Source organism: Pseudomonas sp. SJZ103, from assembly GCF_007828335.1.
Lineage (GTDB): Bacteria > Pseudomonadota > Gammaproteobacteria > Pseudomonadales > Pseudomonadaceae > Aquipseudomonas.
Map to the genome: position 1 here is coordinate 28,946 of NZ_VIUN01000019.1, position 14,944 is coordinate 43,889.

At 61.5% G+C, this 14,944-nt stretch carries 13 protein-coding genes and 1 pseudogene; 10 read left to right on the forward strand and 4 right to left on the reverse strand.

Annotated elements, in window-relative coordinates:
* The first annotated feature begins 51 nt into the window (after positions 1-51).
* On the forward strand, positions 52-1,458 hold the full coding sequence (locus tag FBY10_RS28185) for an amino acid permease (RefSeq protein WP_145338518.1): 1,407 nt from the start codon (positions 52-54) through the stop codon (positions 1,456-1,458).
* Here FBY10_RS28185 and FBY10_RS28190 read toward each other — a convergent pair.
* Complete coding sequence (locus tag FBY10_RS28190; protein WP_145338532.1) at positions 1,404-2,300, reverse strand: LysR substrate-binding domain-containing protein; 897 nt, start codon at positions 2,298-2,300, stop codon at positions 1,404-1,406. The genes FBY10_RS28185 and FBY10_RS28190 overlap by 55 nt on opposite strands.
* Positions 2,301-2,410: 110 nt before the next feature.
* On the opposite strand from FBY10_RS28190, the gene FBY10_RS28195 reads away from it, so the two are divergent.
* The 4 genes from FBY10_RS28195 (at position 2,411) to FBY10_RS28210 (ending at position 6,772) form a co-directional block, all read left to right on the forward strand.
* The gene (locus FBY10_RS28195) at positions 2,411-3,175 is read left to right on the forward strand and encodes a sulfite exporter TauE/SafE family protein (protein WP_145338517.1); all 765 of its coding nucleotides are present in this window, start codon (positions 2,411-2,413) and stop codon (positions 3,173-3,175) included.
* Positions 3,176-3,221: 46 nt separating this feature from the next.
* A complete protein-coding gene (locus FBY10_RS28200) occupies positions 3,222-4,118 on the forward strand; it encodes a LysR family transcriptional regulator (RefSeq protein WP_145338516.1) in 897 nt (298 codons plus the stop codon).
* Between the two features lie 103 nt (positions 4,119-4,221).
* Entirely contained in the window at positions 4,222-5,115 is an 894-nt protein-coding gene (locus tag FBY10_RS28205; RefSeq protein ID WP_131700239.1) for an NAD-dependent epimerase/dehydratase family protein, read from the forward strand.
* 211 nt (positions 5,116-5,326) lie between these two features.
* A complete protein-coding gene (locus FBY10_RS28210; protein WP_145338515.1) occupies positions 5,327-6,772 on the forward strand; it encodes a SulP family inorganic anion transporter in 1,446 nt (481 codons plus the stop codon).
* A 3-nt stretch (positions 6,773-6,775) separates the two neighbouring features.
* Here the strand turns inward: FBY10_RS28210 and FBY10_RS28215 are convergent, their stop codons facing one another.
* A complete protein-coding gene (locus FBY10_RS28215) occupies positions 6,776-7,156 on the reverse strand; it encodes a lysozyme inhibitor LprI family protein (protein ID WP_145338514.1) in 381 nt (126 codons plus the stop codon).
* A gap of 247 nt (positions 7,157-7,403) precedes the next feature.
* Here FBY10_RS28215 and FBY10_RS28220 point away from each other — a divergent pair, with 247 nt between their 5' ends.
* Genes FBY10_RS28220 through FBY10_RS28235 form a run of 4 tightly spaced genes read left to right on the forward strand, consistent with a single transcriptional unit; the run spans position 7,404 to position 11,489 of the window.
* The gene (locus tag FBY10_RS28220; RefSeq protein ID WP_256243895.1) at positions 7,404-8,753 is read left to right on the forward strand and encodes a gluconate:H+ symporter; all 1,350 of its coding nucleotides are present in this window, start codon (positions 7,404-7,406) and stop codon (positions 8,751-8,753) included.
* A 12-nt stretch (positions 8,754-8,765) separates the two neighbouring features.
* Positions 8,766-9,626 (forward strand): MurR/RpiR family transcriptional regulator, encoded by an 861-nt coding sequence (locus FBY10_RS28225; protein ID WP_065925967.1) that lies wholly within the window; start codon positions 8,766-8,768, stop codon positions 9,624-9,626.
* 1 nt (position 9,627) lies between these two features.
* Positions 9,628-11,091: an amidohydrolase family protein gene (locus tag FBY10_RS28230; protein ID WP_145338513.1), complete on the forward strand. Its 1,464-nt coding sequence runs from the start codon at positions 9,628-9,630 to the stop codon at positions 11,089-11,091.
* A gap of 29 nt (positions 11,092-11,120) precedes the next feature.
* Positions 11,121-11,489, forward strand: a complete 369-nt coding sequence (locus FBY10_RS28235) for a glyoxalase superfamily protein (RefSeq protein WP_131700244.1) — start codon at positions 11,121-11,123, stop codon at positions 11,487-11,489.
* Between the two features lie 639 nt (positions 11,490-12,128).
* Here FBY10_RS28235 and FBY10_RS32355 read toward each other — a convergent pair.
* A complete protein-coding gene (locus FBY10_RS32355; protein WP_370671263.1) occupies positions 12,129-12,992 on the reverse strand; it encodes a methyl-accepting chemotaxis protein in 864 nt (287 codons plus the stop codon).
* Positions 12,984-14,048, reverse strand: a pseudogene (locus FBY10_RS32360) (methyl-accepting chemotaxis protein); the annotation flags it as partial. The pseudogene FBY10_RS32360 and the gene FBY10_RS32355, both read right to left, overlap by 9 nt.
* Before the next feature lie 262 nt (positions 14,049-14,310).
* On the opposite strand from FBY10_RS32360, the gene FBY10_RS28245 reads away from it, so the two are divergent.
* Positions 14,311-14,928, forward strand: a complete 618-nt coding sequence (locus FBY10_RS28245) for an FKBP-type peptidyl-prolyl cis-trans isomerase (RefSeq protein WP_003176055.1) — start codon at positions 14,311-14,313, stop codon at positions 14,926-14,928.
* Positions 14,929-14,944: the final 16 nt, after the last annotated feature.

The window sequence follows — 14,944 nt, forward strand, 5'->3', positions numbered from 1 at the left end:
CCTGTGACAACCGTTAGATAGTGCAACCACAATAATAAAGGGGCACACCACGTGACCACGCCAGACAACGGCTTTGCCGATATCACCCACCGCGAACTGGGCCTGAGGCGCCAGCTCACTTCCGGCCAGATGAGCATGATCGCTATCGGTGGCGCCATCGGCACCGGGCTGTTCATGGGCAGCGCCTATGCCATCGGCTATGCCGGGCCCAGCGTGCTGGTGAGCTACGCGATCGGCGCGTTGATCACCTTGTTGCTGATGGGCTGCCTGGCGGAGATGACGGTGGCCCACTCCACCTCGGGTTCTTTTGGCGCCTATGCCGAGTTCTACATCAGCCCGCTGGCCGGGTTCCTGGTGCGTTATGCCTACTGGGCGGCGATTGTGCTGGCGGTGGGCGCCGAGGTCACGGCGGTGGCGATGTACATGAAGTACTGGTTCGCCAACGTGCCGGAGTGGGTATGGATCGTATCGTTTTCCAGCGTGCTCATCCTGCTCAACGCCATCAGCGTCAAGACGTTCGGCCACTTCGAATACTGGTTTTCGACGATCAAGATCAGCGCCATCGTCGGCTTCATCATCCTTGCGGTGTACGTGGTGTTCGGCTCCGGCAACCCGGACTATGGCGTGCAGCACTACACGGCCCACGATGGCTTCTTCCCCCATGGCCTGAGCGGCATGTGGATAGCGGTGATCGTGTCGATCTTCAGCTACTTGAGCGTCGAGATGATCGCCGTGGCTGCCGGTGAAGCGGCGGACCCGGAGCAGGCCGTGAAGAAAGCCTTTCGCGCGACCATCGTGCGGCTGGTGGTGTTTTACCTGCTGACCCTGGCGCTGATGCTCGCCATCGTGCCGTGGAACCAGGCCGGCCAGACCCAGAGCCCGTTCGTCACGGTGATGCAGACCATCGGCATTCCCGGCGCCACCGGGGTGATGAATTTCGTGATCCTGATCGCGGCGTTGTCGGCGATGAACAGCCAGCTCTACATCACCACGCGCATGATGTTCAGCCTGTCCCGCGCTGGCTTTGCGCCCAAGTCCATGGGCGCGTTGAGCAAGAGCGGCATTCCGCTGAATGCCTTGCTGTTGTCCAGCTCGGGCATCGCCCTGGCGACGCTGTTGAACGTGGTGTACCCGCAAAGTTCGTTCACCCTGATGATGGCGATCTCGATGTTTGGCGCGATCTTCACCTGGTTCATGATCTTCCTCACGCACCTGTTCTTCCGGCGCTATCGCAAGCGTCATGGCGGCGCGAAGCTGTCGTTCCAGTTGCGCCTGTTTCCCTACAGCACGTTACTGGGCCTGGTACTGATGGGGGCGGTGATGATCACCACGTACTTCACCGAGGCGTTCAAGATGACCCTGGTGTTTGGCGTGCCGTTCCTGCTGATCCTGTCGGCGGTGTATTACGTGTTTTTCCGCAAGGGTAGGGCCAAGGCGTCGAACAAGGCCCTGGCGTAACCCGGCAAGTGTTCGAACGAGCGCGCGCATAACAGCAGCGTTCGCCGAGCCCACTCTTCCTGCAACGGTTGGGCGGTGAAGGGGTGTGGCGCTGGCCAGCGCGCCAACGCCGCCTGGGGCACGATGCCCAGGCCGGCGCCGCGGGCGACCATGCGCATCAGCCCGTCAAAACCCTCGGCGCGGATGCGCGTCTGCACACGAAAGCCCGCGTGCAGTGCCTGTTCTTCCAGGTACACCGAGAGTGCGCTGGCGGCGCCCAAGCCCACGAAGTCGAATTGCAGGCTGTCGACAAAACTCACCTTGCCGCCTGCCAGGGGATGGTCGCGCGGCATGATCAGCACCAGTGGGTCGTCGCGAAACGGCAGGGTCTGCAAGCCGTGGGTGTCCACGGCGTCGGAGATGATCCCCAGCTCCGCCGTACCCTGGCGCAAGGCCTGGGTAATGCGCAGGCTGGGCAATTCCTGCAGGTCGATATCGAGGTTGGGGTGTTCGCGCAGAAAGTCCGCGAGCAGTTCCGGCAGGTATTCGCTGAGTGCGGTGGTGTTGCACAGCAGGCGCACCTGGCCTTTGACGCCGTTGGCGTATTCCGCGAGGTCCTGTTGCAGGTGATCGGCTTGTTGCAACAACAGGCGAGCGTGACGGGCCAAGGCCTTTCCCGCCGGTGTGGGGGTGACGCCTCGACGCCCACGGTCGAGAAACTCGATGCCCAACGAGGCTTCCATCGCCCGGATGCGTGCACTGGCGGCGGCCAGGGATAAATGGCTGCGGGCCGCGCCGGCGGTGATATTGCCGGTGTCGAGGATGTGCAGGTAGAGGCGCAGGTCGATCAGGTCAAAGTGCATGGCTGGTTGCTCGGGTGACTGGACTGGCATCGTCAGCCTCATGCAAAACAAGAGGCTGCCTCAGTATATGGCGAATTTTCGGGCGCATCGAAAAGTCGCACACTCGGCCCATGAACACCTTCCTCGCGTTTTACCAAAACCTCGGCCCCGCCCTTACCTTGCTGGTGATCGGCACCTTTCTGTTGGCCGGTACGGTCAAGGGCGTCATCGGCCTGGGCCTGCCCACCGTTGCCATGGGCATGCTCGGCCTGGCTATGCTGCCGGCGCAGGCTGCGGCGTTGCTGATCATTCCTTCGACCGTCACCAACCTGTGGCAATTGGCATTCGGCGGGCACCTGAGTGCTTTGCTCAAGCGGCTATGGCCGATGTTGCTGCTGATTTTCCTCGGCACCGGGCTGGGCACGTTGTGGCTGGGGATGGACGGCGGGCAATGGGTGGTGCGCGCACTGGGCGCGGCGTTGCTGGTATATGCACTGAGCGGACTGTTCCTGCCCACGTTCAAGGTCAAGGCTCAAACCGAGCGCTGGCTGGGCCCGTTGTGCGGGCTGATCACCGGCATCATCACCTCGGCCACCGGTGTGTTTGTGATTCCGGCCGTGCCGTACCTGCAGGCGCTGGGTTTGAACCGCGATCAACTGGTGCAGGCGTTGGGGCTGTCGTTCACCGTGTCGACCCTGGCGCTGGCCGCCGGTTTGGCCTGGCGCGGCACGTTGGGCGGTGGCGAAATCAATGCATCGTTGTTGGCGCTGGTGCCGGCGCTGCTGGGCATGTGGCTCGGCCAGGTGGTGCGCCAGCGCATCAGTGCGGTGCTGTTCAAGCGGGTGTTTTTTATCGGCATGGCGCTGCTGGGCGGGCATTTGTTGATCAGTGGTTGAGGGCGCTGCGGTGTAAGCTGCTGTGAACCGATAACGAGGACCGCCCGTGAAAGCCCGATCCGATGAGCTACAGATTTTCGTCAGCGTGATTGAGTGCGGCTCGATTTCCGCTGCCGGGGAGCAGGTCGGGCAGACGCCGTCGGCGGTCAGTCGCACCCTGTCGCGCCTGGAAGCCAAGCTTGAAACCACACTGATCAACCGCACCACGCGGCGCATGGACCTGACCGAGGAGGGCAAGTACTTCTTCGAGCAGGCCAAGCTGATCCTGGCGCAGATGGACGCGCTGGAAGAGCGCCTGTCGTCACGCCAGAAAAACCCCGCCGGGCGGCTGCGCATCAATGCCGCCGTGCCGTTCATGCTGCATGGGATCGTGCCCTATATCGCAGAATTTCGCCGTTTGTACCCGCAGATCCAGCTGGAGTTGAACAGCGATGACCTGATCATCGACCTGCTGGAGCAGAGCACCGATATTGCGATTCGCATCGGTGCCCTGGCCGACTCCACCCTGCATGCGCGCTCCCTCGGCTGGTCGCCGCTGCATATCCTCGCCAGCCCCGACTACCTCAAGCAGTACGGCACGCCGACGACGGTCGCCGAGTTGGCTGACCACACCTTGCTGGGCTTTACCCAGACCGAAACCCTCAACCATTGGCCGCTACGCCATGTGGAAGGCGACCGCTGGCTGATCCAGCCCAGCGTGGCCGCGTCCAGTGGTGAAACCCTGCGCCAGCTGGCGTTGGAAGGGCAGGGCATTTGCTGCCTGTCGAACTTCATGACTGTCGAAGACATTACTGCCGGACGCCTGGTGCCGGTTCTGGAGGCGTTCAACAGCGGGTATCGCCAACCCATCCATGCAGTGTTCTACCGCAACTCGCAATTGGCGCTGCGCATCCAGTGCTTCCTAGACTTTATCCAGGCCAAGCTGGCACGGTATGCCTGCTGATTCGTGACCGTCACGCAAGAGTGAATTGGGCGGTACGGGCTTATTCGTCAGGGATGAGTCCGTAACAATGGACCCATCACTTACCCCGTCAGGAGCACTCTCCATGAACGTATTCATTACCGGCGCAGCCGGTTTTATCGGCGGTTCCATCGCCACTGGCCTGGTCAAGGCCGGTCACACCGTTACCGGCCTGGTACGCAGCGCCGAGCAAGCGGCTGAAATGACCGCCCTGGGCATCAACCCGGTGATCGGCACCCTCGATGATGCCGCTGTGTTGACCGAGCAAGCGCAGAAAGCCGATGCGGTGATCAATGCCGCGAGCAGCGACCATCGCGCTGCGGTGGAAACCCTGCTGGCCGCGCTGAAAGGCTCGAACAAGCCATTCCTGCACACCAGCGGCTCGAGCATCGTGGGTGATGCCTCGGGCGGTAAGGCCAGCGATGTCATCTACTTCGAAGACAGCCTGCCGGAGCCGACCGTCGACAAGGCTGCCCGCGTGGCCATCGACAACCTGATCCTGGCAGCGGCCAAAGACGGGGTGAATTCGGCGGTGATCTGCAACACCCTGATTTACGGCCACAGTCTTGGGGTGAAGCGCGACAGCGTGCAACTGCCGCGCTTGCTCAAGCAGGCACGCAAGAGCGATGTGGTGCGCCATGTCGGCACCGGGCAGAACATCTGGTCCAACGTGCACATTGACGACGTGGTGGCGCTGTACCTGCTGGCACTGACCAGGAACGTGCCGGGCACTTTCTACTTTGTGGAAAGCGGCGAGGCCTCGTTTATCGACATGACCACGGCTATCGCCCACGCCCTGAACCTGGGCCAGCCACAGGATTGGCCATTGGCCGAGGCTGAAGCCGAGTGGGGCTATGAAATGGCCAACTATGGCCTGGGCTCCAACAGCCGCGTGCGCGGCAAGCATGCCCGCGAGTTGCTGGGCTGGGTGCCGAAGCGTACGTCGGTGGTGGAGTGGATTCGCGACGAGATGGTGTGATGTTCGCTTGAAACCCAGGTGCTGCTATCGGGAGCAAGCCCCCTCCCACATTTGACTGAGTTCCAACGCTGGAATGCAGTCAAGTGTGGGAGGGGCGGTGGGACGATTCTACTTGCCCCCCGATTGGGGCCACTCGATCTTTCAGACTGGCCCCACCGGGCTCAATTCCGTACCATTCCCCGCCTTATCCCCCGCAATGCCCTGGTACCTCATGAACCTCACCCGCCTACGCGCCGATGCCTTGGCCGGCCTCACCACGTCCTTTGCGCTGCTGCCCGAATGCATCGCCTTTGCCCTGGTGGCTCACCTCAACCCGCTGATGGGGCTCTACGGCGCCTTTATCATTTGCACCCTTACTGCCTTGTTCGGCGGCCGGCCCGGCATGGTGTCCGGGGCGGCAGGCTCGATGGCGGTGGTGATCGTCGCGCTGGTGGTGCAGCACGGCGTGGAATACCTGCTCGCCACGGTGCTGCTGGGCGGGCTGATCATGGTCGCGTTCGGCCTGTTGCGCCTGGGCAAGCTGGTGCGCATGGTGCCGCACCCGGTGATGCTGGGGTTCGTCAACGGCCTGGCGATCATCATTGCCCTGGCCCAGTTGGAGCATTTCAAGAGCGGTGAAAGCTGGCTCAGCGGTACGCCGTTGTACGTGATGACCGGCCTGGTGCTGGTGACCATGGCCATCGTCTACCTGCTGCCGCGCATCACCCGTGCGGTGCCGCCGGCCCTGGTGGCGATCCTTGGCGTGGGCCTGGCCGTGTACCTGCTCGGCCTGCCGACCCGTACCCTCGGCGACATGGCCCACATCGCCGGCGGCCTGCCGACCTTCGCGCTGCCGCAGATCCCCTGGACCCTGGAAACCCTCGGCATCATCGCCCCCTATGCATTCCTGATGGCCATGGTAGGCCTGCTGGAAACCCTGCTGACCCTGAACCTCACCGACGAAATCACCGAGACCCGTGGCTACCCCGACCGCGAAAGCGTGGCCTTGGGCGCGGCGAATATGCTCTCGGGCCTGTTCGGCGGCATGGGCGGTTGCGCGATGATCGGGCAAACCGTGATCAACCTCAGCTCCGGCGGGCGCGGGCGTTTCTCCGGGGTGTTCGCCGGGGTGATGATCCTGCTGTTTATTTTGTTTCTGTCACCGCTGATCGAGCGGATCCCGCTGGCGGCGCTGGTGGGCGTGATGTTTGTGGTGTCGCAGCAGACCTTCGCCTGGGCGTCCCTGCGGGTGATCAACAAGGTGCCGCTCAATGATGTGCTGGTGATTATCGCGGTGACCGTGATCACGGTGTTCACCGACCTGGCCACCGCCGTGCTGTGCGGCATCGTGATCGCAGCACTGAACTTTGCCTGGCAACAGGCCCGTGAGCTGTATGCCGATGAGCATCTGGAAGCGGACGGCAGCAAGCTCTATCGCCTGCACGGCACCTTGTTTTTTGCCTCGACTACGCCGTTCCTGAACCAGTTCGATCCGGCGAACGACCCCGCCCAGGTGACGTTGGATTGCCGTCACCTGAGCTTTGTCGACTACTCGGCAATTGCCGCGCTGATGACCCTGCGCGAGCGCTACAGCAAAGCTGGCAAGCATCTGCGGGTGCTGCATTTGTCTGAGCGCTGCAAGCAGTTGCTCAAGCGTGCCAAGGTTCACCACGACTGATTTTTACGGCCCGACCAGGTCTTCCAATTCCTGGGCGCGGGTCTGTGTCATGTCCAGCACGCAGCCGGTGCCGTTGACCTGGTCGATGGTGCCGCCGGTGGCGGAGCCGGCGAAGGCGCAATTGGCGTCACGGTATTTGATCCACAGGCGCTGCAGGTCCTGCAGTTGCTGTTTGCGTGTGCCTTCCTGGGCGGCGAGGGCGGTCTTGTAGGCTGTGTTCAGGCGCGTGTCTTGCACCTTGGTTTCCTTGACGTTGCAACTGACCATGTCGGCAGTGGTATTGGCGCCGTCCATGCATTTTTTCAGCGCCGGGTTGTCGGCGGCAGCGGCAGTGCCGCACACGGCGAGAAGCAGGGCGGCGGTGGCGAGTGTCGTACGAATCATGCTCGATTTTCCTGGCATCAGTGGGTGTGCATTCTATGACTCAAGGGTGTTCGTCGAGTTTCCAGCCTTCTCTGATCTTGATGTAAGAACATCCCTCGAATTTTCATACACGGCCCTTGGGCTTATCCCAACGCGACAGCGCTTATCCGTAAGCGAAAGTTACTTTCATACAGTTTGAAAATACGCCTCGGTAATGATTTATGAGTTTCACAACCCATTCGACGTGACCCTTTCCGAGGAGTACCGCATGGCCGCATCACCGGGCTTCGGGCTGTTGGCATACGCTGCCATCGCCATCATTGCTTTGATCGTGCTGATCGCACGTTACCGGCTCAACCCGTTTATCGTCATCACCCTGGTGTCCATCGGCCTGGCGCTGATGGCCGGGATGCCGGCAGACACCATCATGGGTTCCTACGAGGCCGGCGTCGGCAAAACCCTGGGGCATATCGCCCTGGTGGTGGCGCTGGGCACCATGCTCGGCAAGATGATGGCCGAGTCCGGTGGCGCCGAGCAGGTGGCCCGCACGCTGATCAACCGTTTCGGCGAACGGAATGCCCATTGGGCCATGGTGTGCATCGCGTTCCTGGTGGGGCTGCCGCTGTTTTTCGAAGTGGGCTTTGTGCTGCTGGTGCCGATCGCCTTTACCGTGGCGCGGCGCGTGGGGGTGTCGATCCTGATGGTCGGCCTGCCGATGGTCGCCGGCCTGTCGGTGGTGCATGCGTTGGTGCCGCCGCACCCAGCGGCGATGATGGCCGTGCTGGCGTATAACGCGTCGGTGGGGCAGACCGTGCTCTATGCGATTCTCATCGGTATTCCGACGGCGATCATTGCCGGCCCGCTGTACGCCAAATTCATCGTGCCGCGTATTCACCTGCCGGCGGAAAACCCGCTGGAACGCCAGTTTATCGAGCGTGAACCTCGCGAGCGTTTGCCGAGCTTTGCCTTGACCATGGGCACTATCCTGTTGCCGGTGGTGTTGATGATGATCGGTGGCTGGGCCAACGTGATTTCCACCCCGGGTACGGGCTTCAACCAGTTCCTGCTGTTTATCGGTAACTCGGTGATCGCGCTGCTGGTGGCGACCCTGGTGAGTTTCTGGACCCTGGGCCTGGCGCAGGGCTTCAACCGCGAGTCGATCCTCAGGTTCACCAATGAATGCCTGGCGCCGACCGCGAGCATCACCTTGCTGGTGGGCGCGGGTGGCGGTTTGAACCGGATATTGGTGGACGCTGGCGTTACCAACGAAATTCTAGGCCTGGCGCATGCCTTCCACCTGTCACCGCTGGTGATGGGCTGGCTGTTCGCTGCGTTGATGCGGATTGCGACGGGCTCAGCCACGGTGGCCATGACTACGGCTTCGGGCGTGGTGGCCCCGGTCGCCCTGGGCCTGGGTTATCCACACCCGGAATTGCTGGTGCTGGCCACTGGCGCGGGTTCGGTGATCTTTTCCCACGTTAACGACGGTGGCTTCTGGCTGATCAAGGAATACTTCAATATGACGGTGATCCAGACCTTCAAGACCTGGACCGTATTGGAGACGCTGATCTCTGTGGTTGCCTTCGGTCTGACTTACGGCCTGTCCTGTATTTTGTAACCCGGAGCCCCCATGGACATCCTCTACCAGATCCGCGCCCGCCAGGATTCCTTCAGCGCCGGCGAAGGGCGTATCGCCAGGCTGATGCTGGAGGATGTGGGCTTTGCCGCCTCGGCCAGTCTGGAAGAGCTGTCCCAACGGGCCGAGGTCAGTACCGCCACCTTGTCGCGCTTTGCCCGCAGTGTCGGTTGCCGGGACTTGCGCGATCTGCGCCTGCAACTGGCCCAGGCCAGCGGCGTCGGCAGCCGCTTCCTGGACCCGGCGGGGTTGCCTGAACAGTCGGCGTTTCATCGGCAGATTCTCGGCGACATCGAAGCGACGTTGCGCCAGCACTTGTCCGGTTTCAACCAGGCCAGTTTTGTCGATGCGGTCAACCTGCTGGGTAAGGCGCGGATGATCCACGCGTTTGGCATGGGCGGGCCATCGAGCTTGTGCAGCGATGAACTGCAGGTGCGCCTGGTACGCCTGGGCTATCCGATTGCCGCCAGCCACGACCCGGTGATGATGCGCGTCACGGCTGCAACCCTGGGGCCGGAACACGCGCTGATCGTCTGCTCGCTCACCGGCCTTACCCCCGAGTTGCTCGATGTGGTGGCGCTGGCACGCAACTACGACGCGCGCATCGTCGCCATCACTCTTGCCGACTCACCCCTGGCGCAGTTGGCGGATGTGCTGCTGCCGCTGCAACCGGCGGAAACCAGTTTTATCTACAAACCCACGGCGGCGCGTTACGGCATGCTGCTGGCCATCGACCTGCTCGCCACCGAACTGGCGCTGGCCCTGCCCGACGACAACCAGGAACGCCTGCGCCGGATCAAGCTGGCCCTCGACGATTATCGCGGCGGCCCTGACAGCCTGCCGCTTGGAGATTGATATGACGTACGACACGCTGATTCGCCAGGCGCTGATCATCGATGGCAGCAACACCCCGGGTTATGTCGCCGATGTGGGGCTGCGTGACGGGCGCATCGAGACGATCGGCGACTTGTCGACGGCGGCGGCCGTGCATGAAATCGATGCGACAGGCCGTGTGCTGGCGCCGGGCTTTATCGACGTGCACACCCACGACGACACGGTGGTCATCCGCCAGCCGCAGATGCTGCCCAAGCTCAGCCAGGGTGTGACCACGGTGATTGTCGGCAACTGTGGCATCAGCGCCTCACCGGTGAGTTTACGCAGCGATCCGCCCGACCCGATGAACTTGTTGGGCAGCGCTGCGGCGTTTGTTTATCCCCGTTTCAGCGACTATCGCAGCGCCGTTGAACGTGCTCATCCAGCGGTCAATGTCGCAGCATTGATCGGCCACACGGCGCTGCGCAGTAACCACATGGACGATCTGCATCGCACCGCCACACCGGATGAAATCGTCGCCATGCGTTTGCAGTTGCACGAGAGTCTCGAGGCCGGCGCCCTCGGTTTATCCACAGGCCTGGCCTACGCCAGCGCGTTTAATGCCGAGACCGATGAGGTGCTGCAACTGAGTGAAGAACTCACGGCCTTCGGTGCGGTGTACACCACCCATTTGCGCAGCGAATTCGAACCGGTGCTGGAGGCGATGGACGAGGCTTTTCTGATCGGCCGGCACTCACAGGTACCGGTGATTATTTCCCACCTCAAATGTGCGGGAGCGGGGAACTGGGGGCGTAGTCCGCAGCTGTTGGCAGCGTTGGAATCGGCGGCGAAAACCCACCCGGTGGGGTGTGATTGTTATCCCTATGCGGCCAGTTCTTCTACCCTGGACCTCAAGCAGGTGACCGACGCGTTTCGTATCACGATCACCTGGTCGACGCCGCACCCTGAAGTGGGGGGGCGCGACTTGCAGGACATCGCTGGCGAATGGGACGTCTCCCTGATGGACGCCGCCCGTCGTCTGCAGCCTGCGGGGGCGGTGTACTACGGGATGGATGAAGCGGATGTGCGACGTATCCTCGCGCATCCGTTGTCGATGGTGGGGTCGGATGGCTTGCCTGAAGATCCGTTTCCGCATCCTCGCTTATGGGGCGCGTTCCCACGGGTGCTGGGGCATTTCAGCCGGGATGTCGGCTTGTTCCCGTTGCACACCGCCGTGCACAAGATGACCGGCTTGTCGGCAGCGCGTTTTGGGTTATCCGAGCGGGGCGAAATTCGCGAAGGGCACTGGGCCGACCTGGTGTTGTTCGACCCTGTGCGGGTGCGCGATGTGGCGGACTTCAATGGACCACAGCGGGCAGCGCAAGGCATTGATGGCGTGTGGGTCAACGGCGTGTTGAGCTACAGCGATGGCCAGGCGAACGGTCAGCGACCGGGGCGGTTCCTGGCGCGCAGTGGGGATTTGCGTGGTGGGTTTTCGACTCTATAGTGGGCGCTTTCATACACGGAGCGATTGCCATGCACTTAGGAAAAGTCACCCCCATCCTGCGGATTTTCGATGAGGCCAAGGCGCTGGAATTCTACGTCGACTTCCTGGGCTTCAAGGTCGATTGGCAGCACCGCTTCGAGGCGAATTATCCACTGTATCTGCAGGTGTCGCTGGGCGATTGCGTGCTGCACCTGTCCGAGCATCATGGCGACGCCTCTCCGGGCACGGCGGTGCGGATCCAGGCGCAAGGGGTGGATGCGTACCAGCAGCAGTTGCTGGGCAAGGATTACCGTTACGCCAAGCCTGGGGTTGAGGAAACGCCTTGGGGATCGCGGGAGATGAGCATCAAGGATCCGTTTGGGAATCGCGTGGTGTTTGTTGAGGAAGGCGAGGGCTGAGCGGCAAATCGCAGGCAATAAAAAACCGCCTTGGTAGGCGGTTTTTTTTTGCAACCCCAGTTAGTGGCTGGGGTTGCATTCTTACAGGAAGCGCTGACCCGCCTAAGGGATACTAATGCCGGTTATCGTCTCGCGCAAGGCTTGACGAGGGGCGTTGCTTTTTATCTGTCGACTTTATTTCTATTTAGAGTTGGTGGCAAAAATTTGCAACATATCAGTTGATCTTTCCAGCAGGTTTATCGTCGCCTGTCACACCTTTGATTCGGATGTTGATTAGTATCACCCCCGTTCCAAGTATGTCGTTTTGTAGGTGGCTGGGTATGCGCGCGGAATTATGGACCGAACGCCACGGGCTAGTAATCCGTGCCGGATTCATGCGGGAGGAACCAAAGCCCGGCCGCCTCACAGGAAGCGTTGACCCGCATCCAAAGGCTCACGTGTTCCGGTAAGTGTGCTGGAGGTAAGGCCCAACTCACGGAGGGCCGAGTATGTCTAAGTTTGCACGACGTACATGGAACCTCGTAGTGAATGCCGTACGTGTTTATCACGTGTGGACATTCCTGCGGGACAGCTTCGATGACCTGTAAGGTCTGAGAAGTGGAGCCGCTTCGGTTAATACCGAAGCGGCTTTTTGGTTTCTTAAACCCGGAAGTGACTGACCATCTGCTGCAACTGGCTACCCAAACGTGCCAGTTCCACGCTCGATTTTGCCGTCTCGTCGCTCGCGGTGGCGGTCTGCTCGGACACATCACGCACATTCACGATGCTGCGGCTGATCTCTTCGGCCACGGCGCTTTGCTGTTCGGCGGCGGCGGCGATCTGTTGGTTCATGGACTGGATGTTCGACACCGTGCGGGTGATGTTTTCCAGTGACACTCCGGCCTTGCGCGTCAGTTCGACACTGCTGTCGGTGAGGCTGCGGCTGTTGTTCATTACGTTGGCAACTTGCTGGGTGCCGTTCTGCAAACCGGCGACCAGGCCTTCGATTTCCTCGGTGGACTTCTGCGTGCGCTGGGCCAGGCCGCGTACTTCGTCGGCCACCACGGCAAAGCCGCGACCGGCTTCACCGGCACGCGCCGCTTCGATCGCTGCGTTGAGCGCGAGCAGGTTGGTTTGTTCGGCAACGGCCTTGATCACGTCCATCACGCTGCCGATCTTGTTGCTCTCTTGTTGCAGGTGCGCCATGGCATCGGTGGAACGTTCCACTTCGGCGGCCAGGCGTTCGATCTGGGCGATGGCCTCAGCCACCACTTTGTCGCCTGCGCGGGCTTGGCCGTCAGCATCGGCGGCGGCCAGAGAGGCTTGCTCGGCGTTGCGTGCGACTTCCTGCACGGTGGCGGTCATTTCGTGCATCGCCGTGGCGACCTGATCGGTCTCGATTTTCTGGCTGTTCACGCCGGCGCTGGTCTGCTCGGTGACGGCCGACAACTCTTCGGCGGCGCTGGCGATCTGGGTCACGCCGTCGCGAATACCGCTGATCAATTCACGCAGGGTCGTGCCCATGCGCTGAATCCCTTGTTGCAATACGCCCAGCTCATCGCGACGGGTGACCTGGATATTGTGGCTCAGGTCGCCGGAAGCGATGCGTTCAACCACGGCCAGGGTTTCCTGCAATGGACGCGTGATCTGGCGGGTGATCACCAGTGCCGCAATGATACCGACCAGCAGTGCCAGCAAGGTGCTGATCAACTGCAGGCTGCGGGCCTGGGCGCTTTCAGCGTCGCGACGATCCAGCTGGATGTCGTACAGCTTGTCACTGATCGTGACGATATCGGCGCCTTGGGTGGTCATTTCGGCACGGGCAGCCACGATATTGGCGTTGGCGGCCTTGTAGTTCTGCACGGCGCTGCGATAGGCGCCAAGGGCGGTTTCCAAGGAGCTCAGGGCGCTTTGCTGGCTGGCGCCGAAGGCGGCGCTGAGGCCTTTCAAGCCACTGATGGCTTTTTCGATTTGTGCGGCAGCGCGGGCTTCGGTGTCCGGGTTGACGTTGCCGGTGTAGCCGCGCACTTCGTAGCGGGCCAACTGGAACTGCATCTTGGCGTCGGCCACGGCCTGGAACTGTGCAAGGTGCTCCGCGCTGTCGGGCATTTGCCTCACGCTGGCGTCCAGCGCGTCGATTTGGGCATTGGCGATATCGGCCTTGTCGCCCATCACTTGGCGAGAGGCATTACCGTTTCGGTAAGCCTCGCGCATTTTGTTCAGGGATTGCTGATAAGCCGTGATGATGGCTTTCTGCTCGTTGAGCAGCTTGACGTTTTCCGGGCTCTTGAAGCTGTTCAGGAGTTTCTGTTGCTGGGCAGTAAAGGCGTCCAGGTTGGTCTGTACGTTTTGTGCCACGGCCTCGTCGCCGTTGGCCAGCATGTATTGCAGACGCACGATACGCAGTTTGGTCAGTGAGGCATTGAGCTGGGTGATGTCGCTCATCCAGTTACTGCGGTCGATCAGACCGCCCAGGCTGGTCCAGCCGGTGAGGGCCAGGATCGAGGTGAGGACCAGTACCAGGCCGAAGCCCAGGCCCAGTTTGAGGTTGACGCTGATGTTACCGAACCAGCTGTTCATCTAATGCTCCGCAAAGGTGATGTCTGTCTGCTGGACGGTGTTGTTATTTGAGCCAGCCAAAGTGTGTAGCGCTGTATCGGCGACGGGCTGTGAATCTGAAGTGCTTTTATTGCGTGTGCGACGAAGGGTCGCGATCCCGGTGCCGCGCTGCCGTGCAGGGCTCATCACGAGCAGGTCTTGTGTGCTAGTCTGCTGGCCCTTTTAGTTCTGGGCGGTGCGGGAAACCGGTGTTTTCAGCGCTGCCCTATAGCGGAGCCTCTTCATGTCCGAAGTTAATCTGTCCACCGACGAAACCCGCGTCAGCTACGGTATCGGCCGTCAGTTGGGCGACCAACTGCGCGACAACCCACCGCCAGGTGTGAGCCTGGATGCGATCCTGGCTGGCCTGACCGACGCGTTCGCCGGCAAACCAAGCCGTGTTGATCAAGAGCAAATGGCTGCCAGCTTCAAGGTCATCCGCGAAATCATGCAAGCCGAAGCGGCTGCCAAGGCTGAAGCGGCTGCAGGCGCTGGCCTGGCTTTCCTGGCTGAAAACGCCAAGCGTGATGGCATCACCACCCTGGCTTCCGGCCTGCAATTTGAAGTGCTGACCGCCGGTGACGGCGCCAAGCCGACCCGTGAAGACCAGGTTCGTACCCACTACCACGGCACCTTGATCGACGGCACTGTGTTCGACAGCTCCTACGAGCGTGGCCAGCCTGCAGAATTCCCGGTGGGCGGCGTGATCGCCGGCTGGACCGAAGCCCTGCAACTGATGAATGCCGGCAGCAAATGGCGCCTGTACGTGCCGAGCGAGTTGGCTTATGGCGCTCAAGGCGTTGGCAGCATTCCGCCGCACAGCGTGCTGGTATTTGACGTCGAACTGCTCGACGTTCTGTAAGACCTGCTTTTGATTA

What these genes read in the sequence shown, in the direction of transcription:
- FBY10_RS28225 (WP_065925967.1), top strand. Translation starts at nt 8,766, where the DNA reads ATGGACATCCTCTACCAGATCCGCGCCCGCCAGGATTCCTTCAGCGCC.
- FBY10_RS28195 (WP_145338517.1), top strand. Translation starts at nt 2,411, where the DNA reads ATGAACACCTTCCTCGCGTTTTACCAAAACCTCGGCCCCGCCCTTACC.
- FBY10_RS28205 (WP_131700239.1), top strand. Translation starts at nt 4,222, where the DNA reads ATGAACGTATTCATTACCGGCGCAGCCGGTTTTATCGGCGGTTCCATC.
- FBY10_RS32355 (WP_370671263.1), bottom strand. Translation starts at nt 12,992, where the DNA reads ATGGGCACGACCCTGCGTGAATTGATCAGCGGTATTCGCGACGGCGTG.
- FBY10_RS28215 (WP_145338514.1), bottom strand. Translation starts at nt 7,156, where the DNA reads ATGATTCGTACGACACTCGCCACCGCCGCCCTGCTTCTCGCCGTGTGC.
- FBY10_RS28220 (WP_256243895.1), top strand. Translation starts at nt 7,404, where the DNA reads ATGGCCGCATCACCGGGCTTCGGGCTGTTGGCATACGCTGCCATCGCC.
- FBY10_RS28230 (WP_145338513.1), top strand. Translation starts at nt 9,628, where the DNA reads ATGACGTACGACACGCTGATTCGCCAGGCGCTGATCATCGATGGCAGC.
- FBY10_RS28245 (WP_003176055.1), top strand. Translation starts at nt 14,311, where the DNA reads ATGTCCGAAGTTAATCTGTCCACCGACGAAACCCGCGTCAGCTACGGT.
- FBY10_RS28190 (WP_145338532.1), bottom strand. Translation starts at nt 2,300, where the DNA reads ATGCACTTTGACCTGATCGACCTGCGCCTCTACCTGCACATCCTCGAC.
- FBY10_RS28235 (WP_131700244.1), top strand. Translation starts at nt 11,121, where the DNA reads ATGCACTTAGGAAAAGTCACCCCCATCCTGCGGATTTTCGATGAGGCC.
- FBY10_RS28210 (WP_145338515.1), top strand. Translation starts at nt 5,327, where the DNA reads ATGAACCTCACCCGCCTACGCGCCGATGCCTTGGCCGGCCTCACCACG.